This window comes from Stenotrophomonas sp. FR010, assembly GCF_047520755.2.
GTDB classification, from domain to species: Bacteria; Pseudomonadota; Gammaproteobacteria; order Xanthomonadales; family Xanthomonadaceae; genus Stenotrophomonas; species Stenotrophomonas sepilia.
The window spans coordinates 88759-105282 of sequence record NZ_JAXBQT020000010.1 but is presented as its reverse complement, the minus strand read 5'-3'; the positions used below and the strand labels follow the sequence as shown (position 1 = coordinate 105282).

16 protein-coding genes and 2 riboswitches are annotated in these 16524 nt (G+C 67.4%); of the genes, 4 read left to right on the top strand and 12 right to left on the bottom strand.

Features of this window, described 5'->3' with window-relative positions; all coding sequences use genetic code 11:
* Nucleotides 1-66 precede the first annotated feature (66 nt).
* Nucleotides 67-843 (bottom strand): SDR family oxidoreductase, encoded by a 777-nt coding sequence (locus tag ACM0PK_RS11160; protein WP_014038643.1) that lies wholly within the window; start codon nt 841-843, stop codon nt 67-69.
* Nucleotides 844-954: 111 nt separating this feature from the next.
* On the opposite strand from ACM0PK_RS11160, the gene ACM0PK_RS11155 reads away from it, so the two are divergent.
* The gene (locus ACM0PK_RS11155) at nt 955-1167 is read left to right on the top strand and encodes a hypothetical protein (RefSeq protein ID WP_049411884.1); all 213 of its coding nucleotides are present in this window, start codon (nt 955-957) and stop codon (nt 1165-1167) included.
* Between the two features lie 125 nt (nt 1168-1292).
* Here the strand turns inward: ACM0PK_RS11155 and sppA are convergent, their stop codons facing one another.
* The 4 genes from sppA to ACM0PK_RS11135 form a co-directional block, all read right to left on the bottom strand.
* Nucleotides 1293-3215, bottom strand: coding sequence for a signal peptide peptidase SppA (gene sppA / locus ACM0PK_RS11150; protein ID WP_061478137.1), 1923 nt, complete (start codon nt 3213-3215; stop codon nt 1293-1295).
* A 115-nt stretch (nt 3216-3330) separates the two neighbouring features.
* The gene (locus ACM0PK_RS11145) at nt 3331-4695 is read right to left on the bottom strand and encodes an MATE family efflux transporter (protein ID WP_005419642.1); all 1365 of its coding nucleotides are present in this window, start codon (nt 4693-4695) and stop codon (nt 3331-3333) included.
* Nucleotides 4696-4902: 207 nt separating this feature from the next.
* Nucleotides 4903-5484, bottom strand: a complete 582-nt coding sequence (locus tag ACM0PK_RS11140; protein ID WP_072167263.1) for a DUF3106 domain-containing protein — start codon at nt 5482-5484, stop codon at nt 4903-4905.
* Nucleotides 5477-6481, bottom strand: a complete 1005-nt coding sequence (locus ACM0PK_RS11135) for a hypothetical protein (protein WP_088496608.1) — start codon at nt 6479-6481, stop codon at nt 5477-5479. Before ACM0PK_RS11135 ends, ACM0PK_RS11140 begins: the two co-directional genes overlap by 8 nt.
* 413 nt (nt 6482-6894) lie before the next feature.
* Here ACM0PK_RS11135 and ACM0PK_RS11130 point away from each other — a divergent pair, with 413 nt between their 5' ends.
* Nucleotides 6895-9072, top strand: a complete 2178-nt coding sequence (locus ACM0PK_RS11130; protein WP_414607616.1) for a primosomal protein N' — start codon at nt 6895-6897, stop codon at nt 9070-9072.
* A 96-nt stretch (nt 9073-9168) separates the two neighbouring features.
* On the opposite strand, the gene ACM0PK_RS11125 is transcribed toward ACM0PK_RS11130, so the two are convergent.
* Both ACM0PK_RS11125 and ACM0PK_RS11120 read right to left on the bottom strand, forming a co-directional pair.
* Entirely contained in the window at nt 9169-9789 is a 621-nt protein-coding gene (locus ACM0PK_RS11125) for a glutathione S-transferase family protein (RefSeq protein WP_111200430.1), read from the bottom strand.
* A 133-nt stretch (nt 9790-9922) separates the two neighbouring features.
* Nucleotides 9923-10702 (bottom strand): NYN domain-containing protein, encoded by a 780-nt coding sequence (locus ACM0PK_RS11120; RefSeq protein ID WP_005419652.1) that lies wholly within the window; start codon nt 10700-10702, stop codon nt 9923-9925.
* 123 nt (nt 10703-10825) lie between these two features.
* On the opposite strand from ACM0PK_RS11120, the gene ACM0PK_RS11115 reads away from it, so the two are divergent.
* Complete coding sequence (locus ACM0PK_RS11115) at nt 10826-12106, top strand: NAD(P)/FAD-dependent oxidoreductase (protein WP_012481378.1); 1281 nt, start codon at nt 10826-10828, stop codon at nt 12104-12106.
* Nucleotides 12107-12284: 178 nt separating this feature from the next.
* On the opposite strand, the gene imm9 is transcribed toward ACM0PK_RS11115, so the two are convergent.
* The 4 genes from imm9 to ACM0PK_RS11095 form a co-directional block, all read right to left on the bottom strand.
* The gene (gene imm9, locus ACM0PK_RS11110; RefSeq protein WP_414607615.1) at nt 12285-12761 is read right to left on the bottom strand and encodes an Imm9 family immunity protein; all 477 of its coding nucleotides are present in this window, start codon (nt 12759-12761) and stop codon (nt 12285-12287) included.
* Between the two features lie 251 nt (nt 12762-13012).
* Complete coding sequence (locus ACM0PK_RS11105; RefSeq protein ID WP_414607614.1) at nt 13013-13465, bottom strand: hypothetical protein; 453 nt, start codon at nt 13463-13465, stop codon at nt 13013-13015.
* A gap of 3 nt (nt 13466-13468) precedes the next feature.
* Complete coding sequence (locus ACM0PK_RS11100; RefSeq protein WP_414607613.1) at nt 13469-13900, bottom strand: nuclear transport factor 2 family protein; 432 nt, start codon at nt 13898-13900, stop codon at nt 13469-13471.
* 71 nt (nt 13901-13971) lie between these two features.
* Nucleotides 13972-14238, bottom strand: coding sequence for a GIY-YIG nuclease family protein (locus ACM0PK_RS11095; RefSeq protein ID WP_005419660.1), 267 nt, complete (start codon nt 14236-14238; stop codon nt 13972-13974).
* Between the two features lie 40 nt (nt 14239-14278).
* Nucleotides 14279-14368, top strand: a riboswitch (glycine riboswitch).
* A 13-nt stretch (nt 14369-14381) separates the two neighbouring features.
* A riboswitch (glycine riboswitch) is annotated at nt 14382-14487 on the top strand.
* A gap of 82 nt (nt 14488-14569) precedes the next feature.
* Between ACM0PK_RS11095 and ACM0PK_RS11090 the strand changes: the two genes are divergently transcribed.
* The gene (locus tag ACM0PK_RS11090; RefSeq protein WP_005411215.1) at nt 14570-15187 is read left to right on the top strand and encodes a trimeric intracellular cation channel family protein; all 618 of its coding nucleotides are present in this window, start codon (nt 14570-14572) and stop codon (nt 15185-15187) included.
* A 206-nt stretch (nt 15188-15393) separates the two neighbouring features.
* Here the strand turns inward: ACM0PK_RS11090 and ACM0PK_RS11085 are convergent, their stop codons facing one another.
* Complete coding sequence (locus tag ACM0PK_RS11085; protein WP_111175333.1) at nt 15394-16467, bottom strand: 3-deoxy-7-phosphoheptulonate synthase; 1074 nt, start codon at nt 16465-16467, stop codon at nt 15394-15396.
* Between the last annotated feature and the right edge of the window lie 57 nt (nt 16468-16524).

Below are 16524 nucleotides of genomic sequence, written 5' to 3'. Positions count from 1 at the left end.
CCGGCAACCACGGGATCTTCAGGTGATTGCAGTTGCCGGCCAGCGGCCGGCACTACCACCGCATGATCAGAAGCCGTAGCGCAGGAAACCACCATCCACTGCGATGCACTCGCCGGTGACATAGCTGGCCGCCGGCAGGCACAGGAAGCCTACCGCGGCAGCCACTTCCTCCGGCTCGCCGATGCGACGCATCGGCGTGCGATTGATGACTTCCTCGTAGTAGTCCGGGTCCGACAACGGACCGGACGTGCGCCGCGTGCGGATGTACCAGGGCGCCACCGCGTTGACCCGGATGCCATCCTCCGCCCACTCGACGGCCAGGTTGCGCGTCATCTGGTGCATCGCGGCCTTGGTCATGCCATAGACCACGCCACTGCGCACGTGGGTCAGGCCGGACACGCTGCCGACGTTGACGATGGACGACGACGCATGCCGCGCCAGCAGCGGATGCGCGTAGCGCGACAGCTCGAAGGCCGAGAACAGGTTGGTCTCGAAGATCTTGCGCCATTCGTCCTCGGAATACTCCGTGGCCGCCTTGGTGACGTTGCCACCGGCGTTGTTGACCAGGATGTGCAGGCCATCGCTGTGGTCTTCCACCCAGTCCAGGATCTGCCGGCGGTCCTCGTCATCGGAGACATCGGCAGCCAGCGCGTGCACCTGGTGCTGCGGATACACGTCCAGCAGTTCGTCGCGCGCCGTCTCCAGCATATCGATGTCACGGCCCACGATCATCAGGTCGGCACCGAGGCCGGCCAGTTCGTGCGCGATGGCCAGGCCGATGCCGGCGCTGGCGCCCGTAATCAGGGCAGTCTGGCCGTCCAGGCGCCACCGTTGCTGGGTCATGTGTCCTCCGGGGCCGCGCCCGCTGTGTTTCGATGCCGCAAGGATACGCGCTCACGGCAGGGCGTTGCCGGAGATGCGACACTGCGCGAACGCCCACCGCGGAGTACCGCCATGCGCATCCTGATCCTGTCGTTGTCCCTGCTGGCCATCGTGCTGCTGGTGGCCTGCCAGCGTCCGCCGACGCCGAACCCGGAGAAGCCACCGGTGCCCAAAGCGATGTCGCGTGCGATGCAGGAGCCGCTGGACCGCGCCAAGGGCGCGCAGAAGGCCGTGGATGAAGCCGCCGCACGCGAGCGCAAGGCCGAGGCCGACGCGGCGCAATGACGAGTGGCCTATGGGGTCAGAGCCCTTTGCGAAGCCAAGGGATCCGACCCCATGAACGAGAACGCCCGGCCAAGGCCGGGCGTTTCGCTGTCCAGTAGTTCCACGCCCTGCGTGGATGGCTTCCGTCAGAACCCGCAGAAGCAGTAAGCAAGCGCCTTCACCGGTGCGCCATTGCCCTTCTCGCGGGCCGCGTTCTCGACGAAGCGCAGCTGCGTGTCCACTTCCGGCATCGTGCGTGCCAGCATCATCCGCGCCATGCCCGAATCGGACAGCATCCAGGCACCGGCGCGGCTGCCGGCGAAACCGCTGACGAACTGTGCGAACGGCGTGGCCGCCTTCTCGATGTAGCGCACGCGATAAGCGTCGGCCTTGCCCAGCTTGGCACGGCTGGCAGCGTCGGCCACGGCATCCTTCAGGCCACCGAAGGCATCGACCAGGCCCCGTTCCTTGGCCTGCGCACCGCTCCACACGCGGCCGCGAGCCACCTCGTCCACCGCCTCGACCGGCTTCTTGCGGGCGTCGGCGACGCGGCCGGTGAAGTCGGCGTAGCCCTTGTTGATCACCGACTGGATGACCTGGCCCACGGCCGGATCCATCGGGCGGGTGACATCGAATGCACCGGCGAAACGGGTGGTGCCGACACCATCGGTGTGCACGCCGATCTTGTCCAGCGCGCGGCTGAAGTTCGGCACCATGCCGAAGATGCCGATCGAACCGGTGATGGTCGACGGATCGGCGTAGATGCGATCGGCATTCATGCTGATCCAGTAGCCACCGGAGGCAGCCAGGTCGCCCATTGACACCACCACCGGTTTGCCGGCGGCCTGCAGCGCCACCACTTCACGGCGGATCTGCTCGGAGGCGAACACCTCACCGCCCGGCGAATCGACGCGCAGCACCACGGCCTTCACGTTGTCGTCGTCGCGCGCGGCGCGCAACAGCGCTGAGGTCGACTCGCCGCCGATGCGGCCGGCCGGCAGGTCGCCACCGCTGATCTCGCCGGCAGCCACCACCACGGCCACCTGCGGACGCGAGTCCACCGGGTTGCGGCGGGCGTCGAGCAGGGCCAGGTAACGCCCGAAGTCGACGTTGCGGAAACCACCGTCGGCGTCTTCGTCGGCCACGCCGCGCTCGATCATCAGATCCTCGAATTCCTCGCGGGTCTTCAGCGCGGTCACCAGCTTCTGCTGCAGCGCGAACTTGGCCAGGTCGCCACCGGCGGCGGCAATGCCTTCCGGCAACGTGTCGATGCCGGCAGCCAGCTGCGCCGGATCCAGGCGGCGCGCCTTGGCGATGTCGCCCAGATAGCGCTGCCACACATCGTTCATCCAGAACAGGTCGGCTTCCTTGGAGGCCGGCGACGCGGCGTCGAGCACGTACGGTTCGGCCGCGGACTTGTACTCGCCCACCTTGAACAGGTGCACGTCCACGCCCAGCTTGTCCTGCAGGCCGGTGCGGAAGTACTGGCGGTAGCGGCCGAGGCCTTCGAGCACGACCGAACCCATCGGGTCCAGGTAGACCTCGTCGGCCTGCGCGGCCAGCAGGTACTGCGACTGGCCCATGCTCTCGCTGTAGGCCACCAGCTGCTTGCCGGAGGCACGCAGATCCTGCAGCGCGGCGGCCACTTCGCGCAGCGAAGCGAAGCCGGACGGCTGCAGCTTGTCCAGCTCCAGCACCACGCGCTCGATCTTCTTGTCGTCCTTGGCCGACTCGATCACCCGCAGCAGATCGCGCAGCTGGATCTCTTCGGCACCGTTGTCACCCACTGCCTTGGCCAGTGCGCGGCTGACCGGATCGGCACTGAACTGCTCGACCAGGCGGCCCTCCGGCGCGATCACCAGGGTGGTGCGGTCCTGTAGTGACTTGCTGGCACCGGCGCCCATGCCGGCGGCGATGACGAACATCACCAGCAGCAGGAACAGCAGGCCGAAGAACACCAGGTTGAGGATCAACCGGCGGGTGAAGTTCATGACGTCCCACAGCCCGATGAAGAAACTGGCGACGGGGTTGCGACGCGCCGGGGGCAGCGGGGGCACGGGTTGATTCATGGAACGCTCCGGATGGCTTCTTGCCGTGGTACCAGCATAGCCGGTGCCGCGTGATGCAGCATCGGACACAAGTCAGGGGATCGCCCGTCACGGGTGAACGTGGCGGGCAGGAAGATCAGGACAGCGCGGACTGCCCGATGCGCTGGCTGCTGCGGCGCAGGCGCCAGCCCATCAGGATGGCAGCGGCGGTCAGGCCGACGATCAGGCCGATCCACATGCCCTGCGGGCCCATGCCCAGCCCCAGGCCGAGCCCGGCGCCGAGCGGCATGCCCAGGCCCCAGTACGCGAACATGGCGATGAACATCGGCACGCGGGTGTCCTTGAGGCCGCGCAGCGCACCCGCCGACAGCACCTGGATGCCGTCCGGGAACTGGAAGGTGGCCGCGTACAGCAGCAGGGTCGAGGCCAGGCCGGCCACTGCCAGGTCGTTGGTGTACACACCGACGATGGCATCGTGGCCGAACAGCAGCACCGCCGCTGACAACGTCTGCGTGCCCATGATGATCGCGTAGCCGGCCCAGGCCGCACGCCGCACGCCGAAGCCGTCACCACGGCCGACCGCATGGCCGACGCGCACGGTGGTGGCCTCGGCCACGCCCATCGGGATCATGAAGCACAGCTGCGCGACGTTGATCGCGATCTGGTGTGCCGCCGCTTCATTGGCACCCAGGCGGCCGATCAGCAAGGCAGTGACGATGAACAGGCCGCCTTCCATCAGCACGGTGATGCCGATCGGCAGGCCGGTGCGCAGCAGCTCCCAGATCGCCTTCCAGCGCGGTCCCTCGAAGTGCGAGAACAGCTGCAGATGGGCGAAGCGCTTGGTCCGCCACAGATACAGGGCGAATGCGGTTGCCTGCAGCCACATCATCACCGCCGAAGCGATGCCCAGGCCCTCGGCCCCCAACTCCGGGAAGCCGAGCTTGCCATTGGCCAGCACGTAGCCCATCGGTGCCAGCACCAGCAGGCCACCGAAGCCGAGCAGCATGGTCGGCAGCGTCCAGTGCATGCCCTCGCTGAGATAACGCATGCAGAAGTACAGGGTCAGCGCCGGGCCACCCCAGCGCACCGCATGCAGGAACGCGGTCGCCCCCGGCACGATGTCCGGCGCGATGCCGAAGGCCGGCAGCAGCGGCGGCACCACGGTGAGGAAGGTGAACATGATCAGCCCCAGCCCCAGCGCCAGCCACAGTGCCTGGCGGAACAGCGGGCCGATCTCGCGCTCGCGGCCGGCGCCATGCAGCTGCGACACCGAGGCGGTGAGCGAGATCAGGGTGCCGATCGGAATCAGCATCGGCAGCCACAACAGCGCCGTACCGATGGTGACTGCGGCAAGGGTCGCCGTAGCGTGGTGGCCGGCAATCACGTTGTCGACGAAGGAGATCAGACCGGTGGACACATGGCCCAGCACGAGCGGCAGGGCAAGCAGACCGGTGGCGCCGACTTCCTTGCTGAAGCGCGGCGTGGAGGTTGCAGTAGACATAAGGTGCTTGACGCGAACTGCGGTTGCGCGCGAAGGGCACAGGCACCGGGTTGCGGGCGCCCATCTTACGCGGGCGGCGCCTGCATTCCCATGACATGGCGTGAATGCTGGGTTTCAGCCGCCCCACACAAAAAAGGGGACGGAGGGGATTAAGTCGTTTCAGGCCCGTTAGTGCCGGATGCGACTTAATCCCCTCCGTCCCCTTTTCTACTGGCCGGCCTGGCGCTTCAGCCAGCTGTCGCGCTCGGCGGCGGGCACGGCGAGGAAGGCGCTGCGCACCGTGTCGCGTTCCTGCGGCGGCGTGCGCTGCGCGACCAGGGCCAGCTGGGCCAGCTGCGCCGGGTTGAGCTGGCGCAGCACGGCCAGCGCGGTCTCGCGTTGCTCCGGTGGCACGAATCCGAACAGTCCGTGCAGCTTGGGGAATTCCAGGCCCAGCTGCGGGCCCAGCCGCCATCCGTCGCGGAACGCCTGATCCTGCGCCTGGAATTGCTGCCGCATGCGCTGCTGTTGATCGGCCGGCAGCGAATTGAAGCGCGCAGCCGCCTGACGGATGCGCTCGCGCTCTGCTTCCGGCAATGCGCGCCAGGCGGCGTAGTCGGCACGGCGCTGTCGCTGCTGCTGCGTATCCAGCTGGGCGAATTCCGCAGGTGCTGTTGCAGCGGCCGACGCCGGCGTGGCCGGCGAACTGCCCGGAACTGGTGGCGGCAACGGCACGCTCAACGGCTGCGGTGCGGCGGACAGCGACAGCGGCAGGGCCAGCAGCAGGCTGGCGAGCACGGACTTATTCATCGGCGGCAGCCGTTTCCAGCGTGGCACTGGCCGGCTCCGGCCGGCTCGGCTTGGCTTGCGATTCATCCACCGGCAGCGGGCCGCCCGCGGCAGTCCACGCGTACAGGTCGGCATCGGCGACCAGCGGGTAGTCGCGGTCTGCCAGCATCGCTGCGTCATCATTGGCTTGCGCCTGGCCCGCGTCCGGTGTGGCGTCGACCTTGCTCGGTGGCAGGGCTTCCACGGTCACCGGACCGGCTTCGCCCACCACGCCCTCCGGCAAGGGTGCATCGCTGCCGAACGAATGTCCCTGCAGGTAGCGCCAACCCAGCGCCGCGGCCAGCAGCACCGCCACGGTCGCCAACAGGATCAGCGGACCGCGCCAGCGCGGCTTGGCACTCGCCCGACGGCGCTTGGCGTTGGCGGCCGCACGCTCGTCCCGCTGCGGTGCGCGCCAGCTGGAGGCCGGTGCTTCATTGTGGGTGGTGGGTGCGGCCGGCTGCTGCAGTTGCTGCAGGCGCGCGGCCGGCAGGTCACGGACACGCGCCTGTACCTGCTCGGCCAACTGGCGCCAGGCCACGGCATCGGGCCGGCCCTGGGCGTCACGCGGGCAGGCATCGGCCAGCAGGTGCTGGTAGCCGGCCTCGTCCTGGTCGAGCACGCGCATGGCGATGCCCTCGTCCAGGCTGCCGCCCACCCGCAGCAGCAGCGCCAGTCGTGGAAGTGGCGGCATCGCGCCCAACGCGGCCAACGACGGCGCCCACTGCCCGCCCGCCGGCTCGCGCAGCGCCTGGCGCTGGCCCAGCAGGGTCCAGAAACGGGTCGGCCATTGCGCCATCGGCAGGTCGCTGGCGACCGCCGCAAACGCGCGCATCACTGCCACCAGGGTCTGCTCGGCACGCGCGGCATCGCCGCACTGCAGTTCAGCCACCACCAGGGCGCGGCGTTCGACGCCACGCAGGAACGCCGACAGCGCGCCGGCCGCGGTCGAGGAAACAGGGGCGGGCACAGCCGTCATCGGTCACTCCAGAGGTCTGCCGGCATGATAGCGGCAGCCCATCGGCACCCGTAGGACTTGCGCCCACAGCCACTTCGTGCTGCAGGTTGTGCACAGCACCACGCTCCCCGCGCGGGAAATTGCGGCATGCAGCTGAATTCACTCTGTTTCAGCAATGTTTCACACTCAAGTTGTTGATTTTGAATGCCTTTTAAGTGTGGCGATTTTTTGACCAACCCAAGCGTGAGCTCGTCGCCATCGGCCTCCTGGGTTGCCGTCGACCGGTAACGCACAACGTTATCCACAGAACATGTGGATAAGCCTGAATCTCCAATGGACACCGATATTTAGGTGACATTTATGATTCAACGGTCGTCGCCCGGGCACGTCTGCCCCCTGCCATTCGCGCGCGCATGGCCCGTTACACTGGCCCGATGCTTTCGCCCATTCCGACCCTGCAGGTCGCCCTGCCCGTCCCCCTGCCCCGCCTGTTCGACTACCTGTCGCCGGAGGGCGATGGCCCCACGGCCGCGGTCGGCTGCCGCCTGAAGGTGCCGTTCGGCAACCGCGAGCTGGTCGGCGTGGTAGCCGGCTACGGCCAGACCGGCGACGGCCAGGGACTGCGCCAGGCGCTGGCCTGGTGCGACCGGCAGCCGCTGCTGCAGGGCGAACTCTGGCAGAGCCTGCAGTGGCTGGCGCGCTACACCCATGCGCCACTGGGCGAGGTGCTGAGCACCGCCCTGCCCGGCCCGCTGCGCCATGGCGAGGCCCTGCCCGACACCCACCACTGGGGTTGGCAGCTGACCACCGAAGGCCACGCCCAGCGCGAAAAGCTGCGCGCCGGCAGCCGTCCGCGGCAGCTGGCCGAGCTGCTGGCCGGGGCGATCGTGGACGAGGACGTGCTCGGCGAACGCATGGCCGACTGGCGCACCGCTGCACGCAGCCTGGCCAAGCGCGCGCTGGCCGAGCGCGTGGCGATGACGGTGGCACCGCAGCATGCGCAGCCGCTGCCCGGCCCCACGCTCAACCCGGACCAGGCCGGGGCGGTGGCTGCGATCAACGCTGCCGACGGCTTCCAGCCGTTCCTGCTGGACGGCGTGACCGGCAGCGGCAAGACCGAGGTCTACCTGCAGGCGATCATCCATTGCCTGGCGCAGGGCAGGCAGGCGCTGGTGCTGGTGCCGGAAATCGGCCTGACCCCGCAGACCCTGGCACGTTTCCGCGGCCGCCTGGGCATCGCCGTGCACGCCTTGCATTCGGGGTTGAACGACAACGAGCGCGCGCGCGTCTGGGCGGCCGCCTCGCGTGGCGAAGCACGGGTCATCGTCGGCACTCGCTCGGCGGTGTTCACGCCATTGCCGCAGGCTGGCCTGCTGATCGTCGACGAGGAACACGACGGCAGCTACAAGCAGCAGGACGGCATCCGTTACCACGCGCGCGATTTCGCCCTGGTCCGGGCCAAGGCACTGGGCATTCCGGTACTGCTCGGCAGCGCCACCCCTTCGCTGGAAACGCTGCACAACGCCTACGCCGGGCGCTACACGCACTTGCGCCTGAAGCAGCGCGCCGGCGATGCGCGGCCACCCCGCGTGCGCATCCTCGATGTACGCAAGCGGCCGCTGCACGATGGCCTCTCGGCCGATGTGCTGGCCGGCATCGGCGAACACCTGCAGCGTGGCCAGCAGGCGCTGGTGTTCAAGAACCGCCGCGGCTACGCACCGGTGCTGCTGTGCCACGACTGCGGCTGGACCGCGCCGTGCCAGCGCTGCGATGCGCCGATGACCGTACATGGCGGCGGCCGACGCCTGCAGTGCCACCACTGTGGCGCGCGCCAACCGGCGCCGTTGGCATGCCCGGCCTGCGGCAGCCTGGCGCTGCAGCCGCAGGGCATCGGCACCGAACGCCTGGAAGAACACCTCACCGCCGCCTTCGCCGATTTCCCGGTGGTGCGCATCGACCGTGGCACCACCTCACGCCGCGATGCGCTGGAACAGCAGCTGGCGAAACTGGGCGACCAGCCCGGCATCCTGGTCGGCACGCAGATCCTGGCCAAGGGCCACGACCTGCCGAAGCTGACCCTGGTGGTGGTGGTGGGCATCGACGAAGGCCTGTTCTCCGCTGACTTCCGCGCCAGTGAGAAACTCGCGCAGCAGCTGATCCAGGTGGCCGGTCGCGCCGGGCGCGCACGTGACCCCGGCGAGGTCTGGCTGCAGACCCATCACCCGGGTCACCCGCTGCTGGAAACCCTGGTGAGCGGTGGCTACCACCCGTTCGCGCAGGCCGAGTTGAACCAGCGGCAAGCCGCAGGATTCCCGCCATTCGCGCACCTGGCGCTGATGCGCGCCGAAGCGCAGCAGGTCGAGCACGCCAATGCGTTCCTGCTGGCTGCGCGGCAGCTGCTGGGCGAGCAGAACGTGGTGGAGGCGTACGGCCCGATGCCGGCGCCGATGCCGCGGCGCGCGGGCTACCAGCGCACACAGCTGCTGCTGTCGGCGCCGCAGCGGCCACCCTTGCATGGCGTGCTCGCGCAGCTGGTGCCGCAGCTTTATGCGCTGCCGGAAGCACGCAAGGTGCGCTGGTCGCTGGATGTGGATCCAACGGACCTGTATTGAGGGGTCAGAGCCCACCCGTCGGGGGGGATCCGACCCCGATGCCCTGGGGTCGGATCCCTTTTCGCAGAAAAGGGCTCTGACCCCGGACGCCTTCGCTTACGTCAGGGGCGACATCACGCCGCGCTGGTAGGCCGGCCGCTCGCGCAGGCGCGCATACCAATCCGCCAGGTGCGTAAGCTCCGGTCGCTGGATCGGCAGTTCGAACCAGGCATAGACCAGCGAGCCCAGCGGGATGTCGCCCATCGCGAACTTCTCGCCCGACAGCCACGGCTGCCTGGCCAGGGTGGCGTCGGCCATCGCCAGGTAGTCACCGGCGCGCACGATGGCGGCATTGATCCGCGCTTCATCGCGATCGGCCGGCGCGGTGCGCATGATGCCCCAGACCAGGTCGCTGTACAGCGGCGCCATCCGCGAAGTGCTCCAGTCCATCCACTTCTCGGCCTGGGCGCGTTCCATCGGGTCCTCGGCGTACAGGGTGCCCAGCGCGTAGCGGGCGCTCAGGTAGCGCACGATGGCGTTCGATTCCCACAGCGGCAGGCCGTGGTCTTCGATCACCGGCACCAGGCCGTTGGGATTCATCGCCTGGTACTCCGGCGTCTGCGTGCCGCCGTGGCTGCCACCGACCTCGATGGATTCGTACGGCAGGCCGATTTCCTCGGCACACCACAGCACCTTGCGGACGTTGCTGGAATTGCGGCGGCCCCAGATCTTCAACATGCGGGTTTCCTTTGCTGGCAATGCGAGCGGCAACGATACGCCTGATCGTTACGGGTGTGTGCGTGCCGGATGCGGGATCTTGCGTCTGTAGCATGCCGGCCAGCGGCCGGCACTACCGGTTCTTTTGCCGGCACTACCTGTTCTTTTTTGGCAGCGCGCGCACGTAGGACGACTTGCCATCCTTCTTCAGTTCGAACAGGCCGATCGCCGCCAGCAGATCGCTGAGCTTGCCGTAGCCATAGTTGCGCGGATCGAACGAGGCCTGGTTGCCGATCTGGCTGCCGACCGGTCCGAGGTGCGACCAGCCATCCTCACCCTCGGCCGCGGACACCGCACGGCGCAGCATCTTCACCAGCCGGGTGTCACTGCGCATTTCCGCACCGCTCTTGCGCGGACGCGCATCGTCGTTGGTCACCGGCTCGTTCGAGGCCTGCTCGCTGGAAGCCTGTTCGGCATCCGGCACGCTGGCATGGGTCTGGCCCAGTGCCTCCAGGTAGGTGAACTTCGAGCACGCATTGACGAATGGCTCGGGCGTCTTCTTCTCGCCGAAGCCATATACCTTCACGCCATCGGTCAGAAGGCGCATCACCATCGGGGTGAAGTCCGCATCGCTGGAGACGATGGCGAAGCCATCAAGGTTGCGCGCGTACAGCAGGTCCATGGCATCGATCACCATCGCCATGTCCGAAGCGTTCTTGCCCTTGCTGTAGGCGAACTGCTGGATCGGGCGGATCGCATACTCATGCAGCACCGCTTCCCACCCCTTCAGTCGCGGGCTCTTCCAGTTGCCGTAGGCACGGCGCACGTTGGCCACGCCGTAGCGGGCGACTTCCGCCAGGACCTCGTCGATCTTCGAGGCCGGCGCATTGTCGGCGTCGATCAACAGGGCGATGCGCTTTTCCGGTTCGCTCATGGGCTCCTCACGGGCCGTTGCCTGAACCCGAGTATCGCCGATCCGGGCCGGCGCTGACGTGACAGGTGGCCGCCGTGCGAAGATGCCAGGCGCTTCCCCCGATGCCCCCACTGGAGTGAGTCGATGAGTCGCGAACGCGTTCCCCACCTGGTCGTTGTCGGCGGCGGTTTTGCCGGTCTCTGGGCCACCCGTGCCCTGGCCCGCGAGCGCATACGCATCACCCTGGTCGATCGCCGCAACCATCACCTGTTCCAGCCGCTGTTGTACCAGGTGGCCACCGCCGGCCTGTCCGCGCCGGATATCGCCGCACCGCTGCGCCACATCCTCGGCCACCAGCGCAATGTGGAAGTCCGCCTCGGCGAAGTGGTGGCCATCGACAAGCAGGCGCGGCAGATCCGCATGGCCGATGGCAGCACGCTGGACTACGACAGCCTGCTGCTGGCCACCGGCGCCACCCACGCCTACTTCGGCAACGATCAGTGGGCCGATGATGCGCCCGGCCTGAAGACGCTGGACGATGCGATCGCGCTGCGCCGCAAGCTGCTGCTGGCGTTCGAGCGCGCCGAGGCGGAACCGGACCCGGCGAAGAAGGCCGCATGGCTGAGCTTCGCGGTGGTCGGTGGCGGTCCCACCGGTGTTGAACTGGCCGGCACCCTGGCCGAGATCGCGCGGCATACGTTGCGCAACGAATTCCGCCACATCGACCCGGCCAGCGCCAAGGTGCGGCTGGTCGAGGCCGGCCCGCGCGTGCTGTCCTCGTTCCCGGAAGTGCTTTCGCTGAAGGCGCGCCGCCAGCTGGAGAAGCTGGGCGTGGAAGTGCTGACCGGTACCCCGGTGAGCGACATCGACAGCCAGGGCTTCACGCTCGGTGACCAGTTCGTACCGGCCCGCACCGTGGTCTGGGCCGCCGGCGTGGCTGCTTCACCGCTGGCGCGCACGCTGGACGTGCCGCTGGACCGCGCCGGCCGCGTGCCGGTGCAACCGGACCTGACCCTGCCCGATCACCCGGAGCTGTTCGTGGCCGGTGACCTGGCCGCACTGAGCCAGGCCGACGGCAAGCCGGTACCCGGCGTGGCACCCGCTGCCAAGCAGATGGGCAAATACGTGGCCGAGGTGATCCGCGCACGCCTGCACGGCAAGCCCGAGCCCGGCCCGTTCAAGTACGCCGACTACGGCAACCTGGCCACCATCGGTCGCATGGCCGCGATCGTGCACCTGGGGCGGCTGCAGCTGTCGGGCGTGCTGGCCTGGTGGTTCTGGCTGGCCGCGCACGTGTTCTTCCTGATCGGCTTCCGCAACCGCATCGTGGTGCTGCTGAACTGGGCAGTCGCGTACTGGAGCTACCAGCGCAGCGCGCGCATCATCTTCGGTGATGATCAGGAAGACCGGCGACCGAGGCGCTAGGACCGCACGCAACGGGGTCGGATCCCTTTCCGCAGGAAAGGGCTCTGACCCCTTGCAGTAGATCCACGCCATGCGTGGATGAGCATCCGCACACCCCCCATCTTCATCCATGCATCAGCCCCCTGCATTTTTGAGAAGCCGTAGTCAGGAATGGTTGCTGTGCTTCCCGCCGCTCTCGTCAAGCAACGTATCGAATCACTTTCCCGTTGCACTTGAAGCCCAAATCAAATGCCATGTCGATAGCACGCTCAGCGCTACCCACGAAGTACTCCTGCAGCCCTGCGTAGTCTGCAAACTGCGGATTGATGACGTGGGACTTCGCTTCATTCACGGGATGGAAGAAGCCTAGTCCATACATGGCATGGTCGGGCAGGCCGTACCCCACGACCTTGATGCTGGGAACCGGAATCGAAATACTGACCAAGAACTCCATGTCGGAGGGGTATCGCCTCGTGCGTTTGAAAACTCCAATGGAATCGGTATTCCGGATGACGACGAACATCTGCAATCGCCAACCTCCCAGATCCGCAACGTTCACCTGCTCGATCTTCGTCTGCAGGTAGCAGTCCAACATACGGTTAATTTCAAAGATATCGAGCGTTCTGCTGACACCCGGAGATTCGCTCGAAACAATGCATCTGATCTGCTTTCTCATGAGTGTGCTGTCTGTCTGATGGCATCAGCCTTCCGCAATTCAACTTTCGTGGCAACTATTCCACCCACTGTGCCTGGCCACAGACCGGGATGAAATCAAGCCGGGCGTCTGGGATAAGGTGATTTTTCGCAGTCGCGACTTCCAGACAAGTTGCTCAGCGGCAAACGAGAGGTTTCGTGCTACGAATTCACTTTAGTGCCGTATACGACACAGCGTAGCGGAGAGTAGGACCATTCGCACACCGCGTGGCTCTACTTCCTCATCGGGCCACCGGGCACCCGCCGTTTCGACCAGGTCCGGCAGAAGTCCTCCTTCCTCGCGGTGTCGGCAATCTGCGCGGCACTCCAATGCCGGGTGATCCAGATCGTCAGTGCGGTACTGCTGAGATGCCAGCGCAGCATGCCGCGCTGCGGTTGCCGCCACAGGTAGCGCCGGGCAATCCAGAAGGCCTCCCGCTCCACTTCAGGCACCTTCTTCATCGCGTCCTTGTCGAAGAACTGGGCGGTAAAGCGCCAGGGGTTCATCGGCTGGTATCCCGCCCGTGGCTCGCTGCTACACGCAGCCACACCACTGGGCGCACGGTCGGCCGGCGTCGGCCGACCGCCTGCCAATGCCAGCCCGAGCAGGTACAGCAGGCCAGGCAGCAGCGCGATGCCGGCGACCAGCACGACGACGGAGATCCATGCTTTGCCGGCGGCACGCATCGCTCACTGTGCCTTCGGTTTCGGGTACCACAGCGCGTTGACGATGACCCAGCGCTGGTCGAAGCGCCCCATGTGGAAGTAGTCGACGAACCACGGGGTTTCCAGCCGCACCGAGGCCGCGTTGCCGGTCACGTCCAGCACCGTGCAGCGGCGATCCCATTGATCCTTCGGCGTCTTCAGCGCGCCCTGCTTCGTCAGCGAGACCAGTTCTTCCTTCGACATCCGGCGCAGGCCAAGGCGCTCATCGGGTGTATCACCGAGGACCGCGCGCTTGGCCAGGTCCGGGTGCAGGGAACGGGCGACGCGCTGCGGGTCGGCCTCCAGCTGGCCGTCGACGTAGTCGTGGCAGGTGGCTTCGATGGCCGCGATGGTGGCCGGGTCGGCGGTGGGGCTCGTTGCTGCGGAAAGAGCGAACAGCAGGGCGATCGTGGACATCCGGGTCTCCAGCTCTGGGCGCGGGGCGATCATCGCATGGGCCGGGTAGCCCATCCACGCGTGGCGTGGATCTACAGGACCGGCGCCTGCAGCCAGGCCAGCTTGCGTTCGCGGGGCTGCTGCTTGAGTTGCCACTCGGCGCGTGAGGCGGCGGCCCGGTCCGGGTATTCGCGCACGGCCAGCACGCGCAGCGGTGGCCGGGCCCGGGTGTAGCGCGCGCCCTTGCCGGCCTGGTGGGCGGCGAAACGCGCATCCACGTCGGTGCTGATGCCGGCGTAATAGCTGCCATCGCGGCATTCGAGCAGGTACAGGAACCACGGGCGGAGGGACGGGGCCATGCCCGGATTATGCCGTGCTGCACTGCAGCGGATATACTGGCGCCCGAATGCAGGAGAGAGGCGCCGCGCTGGCGCCCGCCGAAGGCGCAGGCTCCCATGATCGCTCAGGCCGGTGGGCTGGAATCCCACCAACCATGCATTCGACTCGCCGAGCTGGAGAGAGGTCACCGGGCATGCCCGGGACGATCCGCCGAAGGGGCACGTGGCCAACGCCGCTGAACTCTCAGGCAAAAGGACAGCGGGAGCGGCACCGGTCATCGTCATCCCGTCATTGCGCAGGCAGTGGCGGTAGTCGCGCATGGCCGGCCCCACCGCGCCCGGAGCCTGTTCCATGCTGCTGTCCATCATCTACCTGATTGCCATTTCCGCCGAAGCCATGACCGGCGCACTGTCTGCCGGCCGCCGCCGCATGGACCTGTTCGGTGTGGTCATGATCGCCTGTGTCACTGCCCTCGGTGGTGGATCACTGCGCGACATCCTGCTCGGCCACTATCCGCTGGGCTGGGTGAAGCATCCCGAGTACCTGGGGTTCACCGTATGCGCGGCGCTGATCGCCACTTGGGTGGCACGCTGGATGCACCACTTCCGCCGCACCTTCCTGGTACTCGACGGACTGGGCCTGATCGCCTTCACCCTGATCGGCTGCTCGATCGCGCGCGAAGCCGGCCATGCGATGCCGATCGTGCTGATCGCCGGCATGCTGACCGGCGCGTTCGGCGGCGTGCTGCGCGACATCCTCTGCAACGAGGTGCCGCTGATCTTCCAGAAGGAGCTGTACGCGATCATCGCGCTGCTGACCGGCGCGGCGTACCTGTTGCTGCTGCACTGGGGCGTGGCCGACGCCACCGCGATCCTGTGCTGCCTGGGCGGCGGCTTCGCGCTGCGCCTGCTGGCGATCCACTACCGCTGGGAAATGCCGAAGTTCGTGTACCACGACGAAGTGCATTGAGGTTCGCGTTCGCCTGGGGTTCCATGCTGGGCGCGGATCGACTGCACCACCCCGGCGATGTACCTGGCGCTGTCGCTCATGCGCAGCGCCAGGCGCATCGCCGGTGCAGATGGGCCGGTCTCCAACTCCGGCCGGCCCTGATCGCGGCCGCACCCCCGCAGGCGCTGGCCGCCATCCACACACGTGCCGCCATCAGGCGGCTTCATTCACGCCGCTTCGGACACCTTCACTTCACGACGGGCACGCACGGCCGCAGCCAGTCGCTCCAGCACGGTCACGGTGGTGTCCCAGTCGATGCAGCCATCGGTGATGCTCTGCCCGTAGACCAGCGGCTGGCCTTCCACCAGTTCCTGGCGGCCCCCGACCAGATGGCTCTCGATCATCACGCCCACGATGCGCTGTTCGCCGTCTTCCATCTGAGCGGCGATGTCGTCGATCACCTTCGGCTGGTTCTCGGGGTTCTTCAGGCTGTTGGCATGGCTGGCATCGATCATCAGGCGCGCCGGCAGCTTGGCCTTGGCCAGCACCTGGCAGGCCTCAGCCACGCTGCCAGCGTCGTAGTTCGGTTGCTTGCCACCGCGCAGGATCACATGGCAATCCGGGTTGCCGGTGGTCGACACGATGGCAGTGCCACCCTGCTTGGTGACCGACAGGAAATGATGCGGGTTGGATGCCGCACCCACTGCGTCGGCGGCGATCTTCACGTTGCCATCGGTGCCGTTCTTGAAGCCGACGGGGCACGACAGCCCCGAAGCCAGCTCGCGATGCACCTGGCTTTCGGTGGTGCGTGCGCCGATCGCGCCCCATGCCACCAGGTCGGCGATGTACTGCGGCGAGATCACATCGAGGAATTCAACACCGGCCGGCAGGCCGAGCTTGTTGATGTCGCGCAGGAGGCCACGGGCGATGCGCAGGCCCTTGTCGATCCTGAAGCTGCCGTCCAGGTCCGGGTCGTTGATCAGGCCCTTCCAGCCCACCGTGGTGCGCGGCTTCTCGAAGTACACGCGCATGACGATTTCCAGCTCGCCAGCCAGCGCGTCGCGCAGCGGCTTCAGGCGCTGGGCGTACTCGATGGCGGCGTTGGGGTCATGGATCGAGCACGGGCCCACCACCACCGCCAGGCGGTCGTCACGGCCGTGCAGGATCTGGTGCAGGGCCGCGCGCGAGGCGCTGACGGTGTCGGAAGCCTCATCGTCACAGGGCAGCATCGCCAGCAGCTGGGCGGGCGGTGTCAGCGGTTCGATGGTGCGGATACGCAGGTCGTCGGTGTGCGGGGGCATTGCAGGAGATCTCCGGAACGTTGGGGGTCCCCAGCGTGGCGGCATGAAAAAAGCCGC

Bases quoted from the DNA above. Each gene is read 5' to 3' on its own strand.
- ACM0PK_RS11160 (WP_014038643.1), bottom strand. From the start codon at position 843: ATGACCCAGCAACGGTGGCGCCTGGACGGCCAGACTGCCCTGATTACG.
- ACM0PK_RS11155 (WP_049411884.1), top strand. From the start codon at position 955: ATGCGCATCCTGATCCTGTCGTTGTCCCTGCTGGCCATCGTGCTGCTG.
- sppA (WP_061478137.1), bottom strand. From the start codon at position 3,215: ATGAATCAACCCGTGCCCCCGCTGCCCCCGGCGCGTCGCAACCCCGTC.
- ACM0PK_RS11145 (WP_005419642.1), bottom strand. From the start codon at position 4,695: ATGTCTACTGCAACCTCCACGCCGCGCTTCAGCAAGGAAGTCGGCGCC.
- ACM0PK_RS11140 (WP_072167263.1), bottom strand. From the start codon at position 5,484: ATGAATAAGTCCGTGCTCGCCAGCCTGCTGCTGGCCCTGCCGCTGTCG.
- ACM0PK_RS11135 (WP_088496608.1), bottom strand. From the start codon at position 6,481: ATGACGGCTGTGCCCGCCCCTGTTTCCTCGACCGCGGCCGGCGCGCTG.
- ACM0PK_RS11130 (WP_414607616.1), top strand. From the start codon at position 6,895: ATGCTTTCGCCCATTCCGACCCTGCAGGTCGCCCTGCCCGTCCCCCTG.
- ACM0PK_RS11125 (WP_111200430.1), bottom strand. From the start codon at position 9,789: ATGTTGAAGATCTGGGGCCGCCGCAATTCCAGCAACGTCCGCAAGGTG.
- ACM0PK_RS11120 (WP_005419652.1), bottom strand. From the start codon at position 10,702: ATGAGCGAACCGGAAAAGCGCATCGCCCTGTTGATCGACGCCGACAAT.
- ACM0PK_RS11115 (WP_012481378.1), top strand. From the start codon at position 10,826: ATGAGTCGCGAACGCGTTCCCCACCTGGTCGTTGTCGGCGGCGGTTTT.
- imm9 (WP_414607615.1), bottom strand. From the start codon at position 12,761: ATGAGAAAGCAGATCAGATGCATTGTTTCGAGCGAATCTCCGGGTGTC.
- ACM0PK_RS11105 (WP_414607614.1), bottom strand. From the start codon at position 13,465: ATGCGTGCCGCCGGCAAAGCATGGATCTCCGTCGTCGTGCTGGTCGCC.
- ACM0PK_RS11100 (WP_414607613.1), bottom strand. From the start codon at position 13,900: ATGTCCACGATCGCCCTGCTGTTCGCTCTTTCCGCAGCAACGAGCCCC.
- ACM0PK_RS11095 (WP_005419660.1), bottom strand. From the start codon at position 14,238: ATGGCCCCGTCCCTCCGCCCGTGGTTCCTGTACCTGCTCGAATGCCGC.
- ACM0PK_RS11090 (WP_005411215.1), top strand. From the start codon at position 14,570: ATGCTGCTGTCCATCATCTACCTGATTGCCATTTCCGCCGAAGCCATG.
- ACM0PK_RS11085 (WP_111175333.1), bottom strand. From the start codon at position 16,467: ATGCCCCCGCACACCGACGACCTGCGTATCCGCACCATCGAACCGCTG.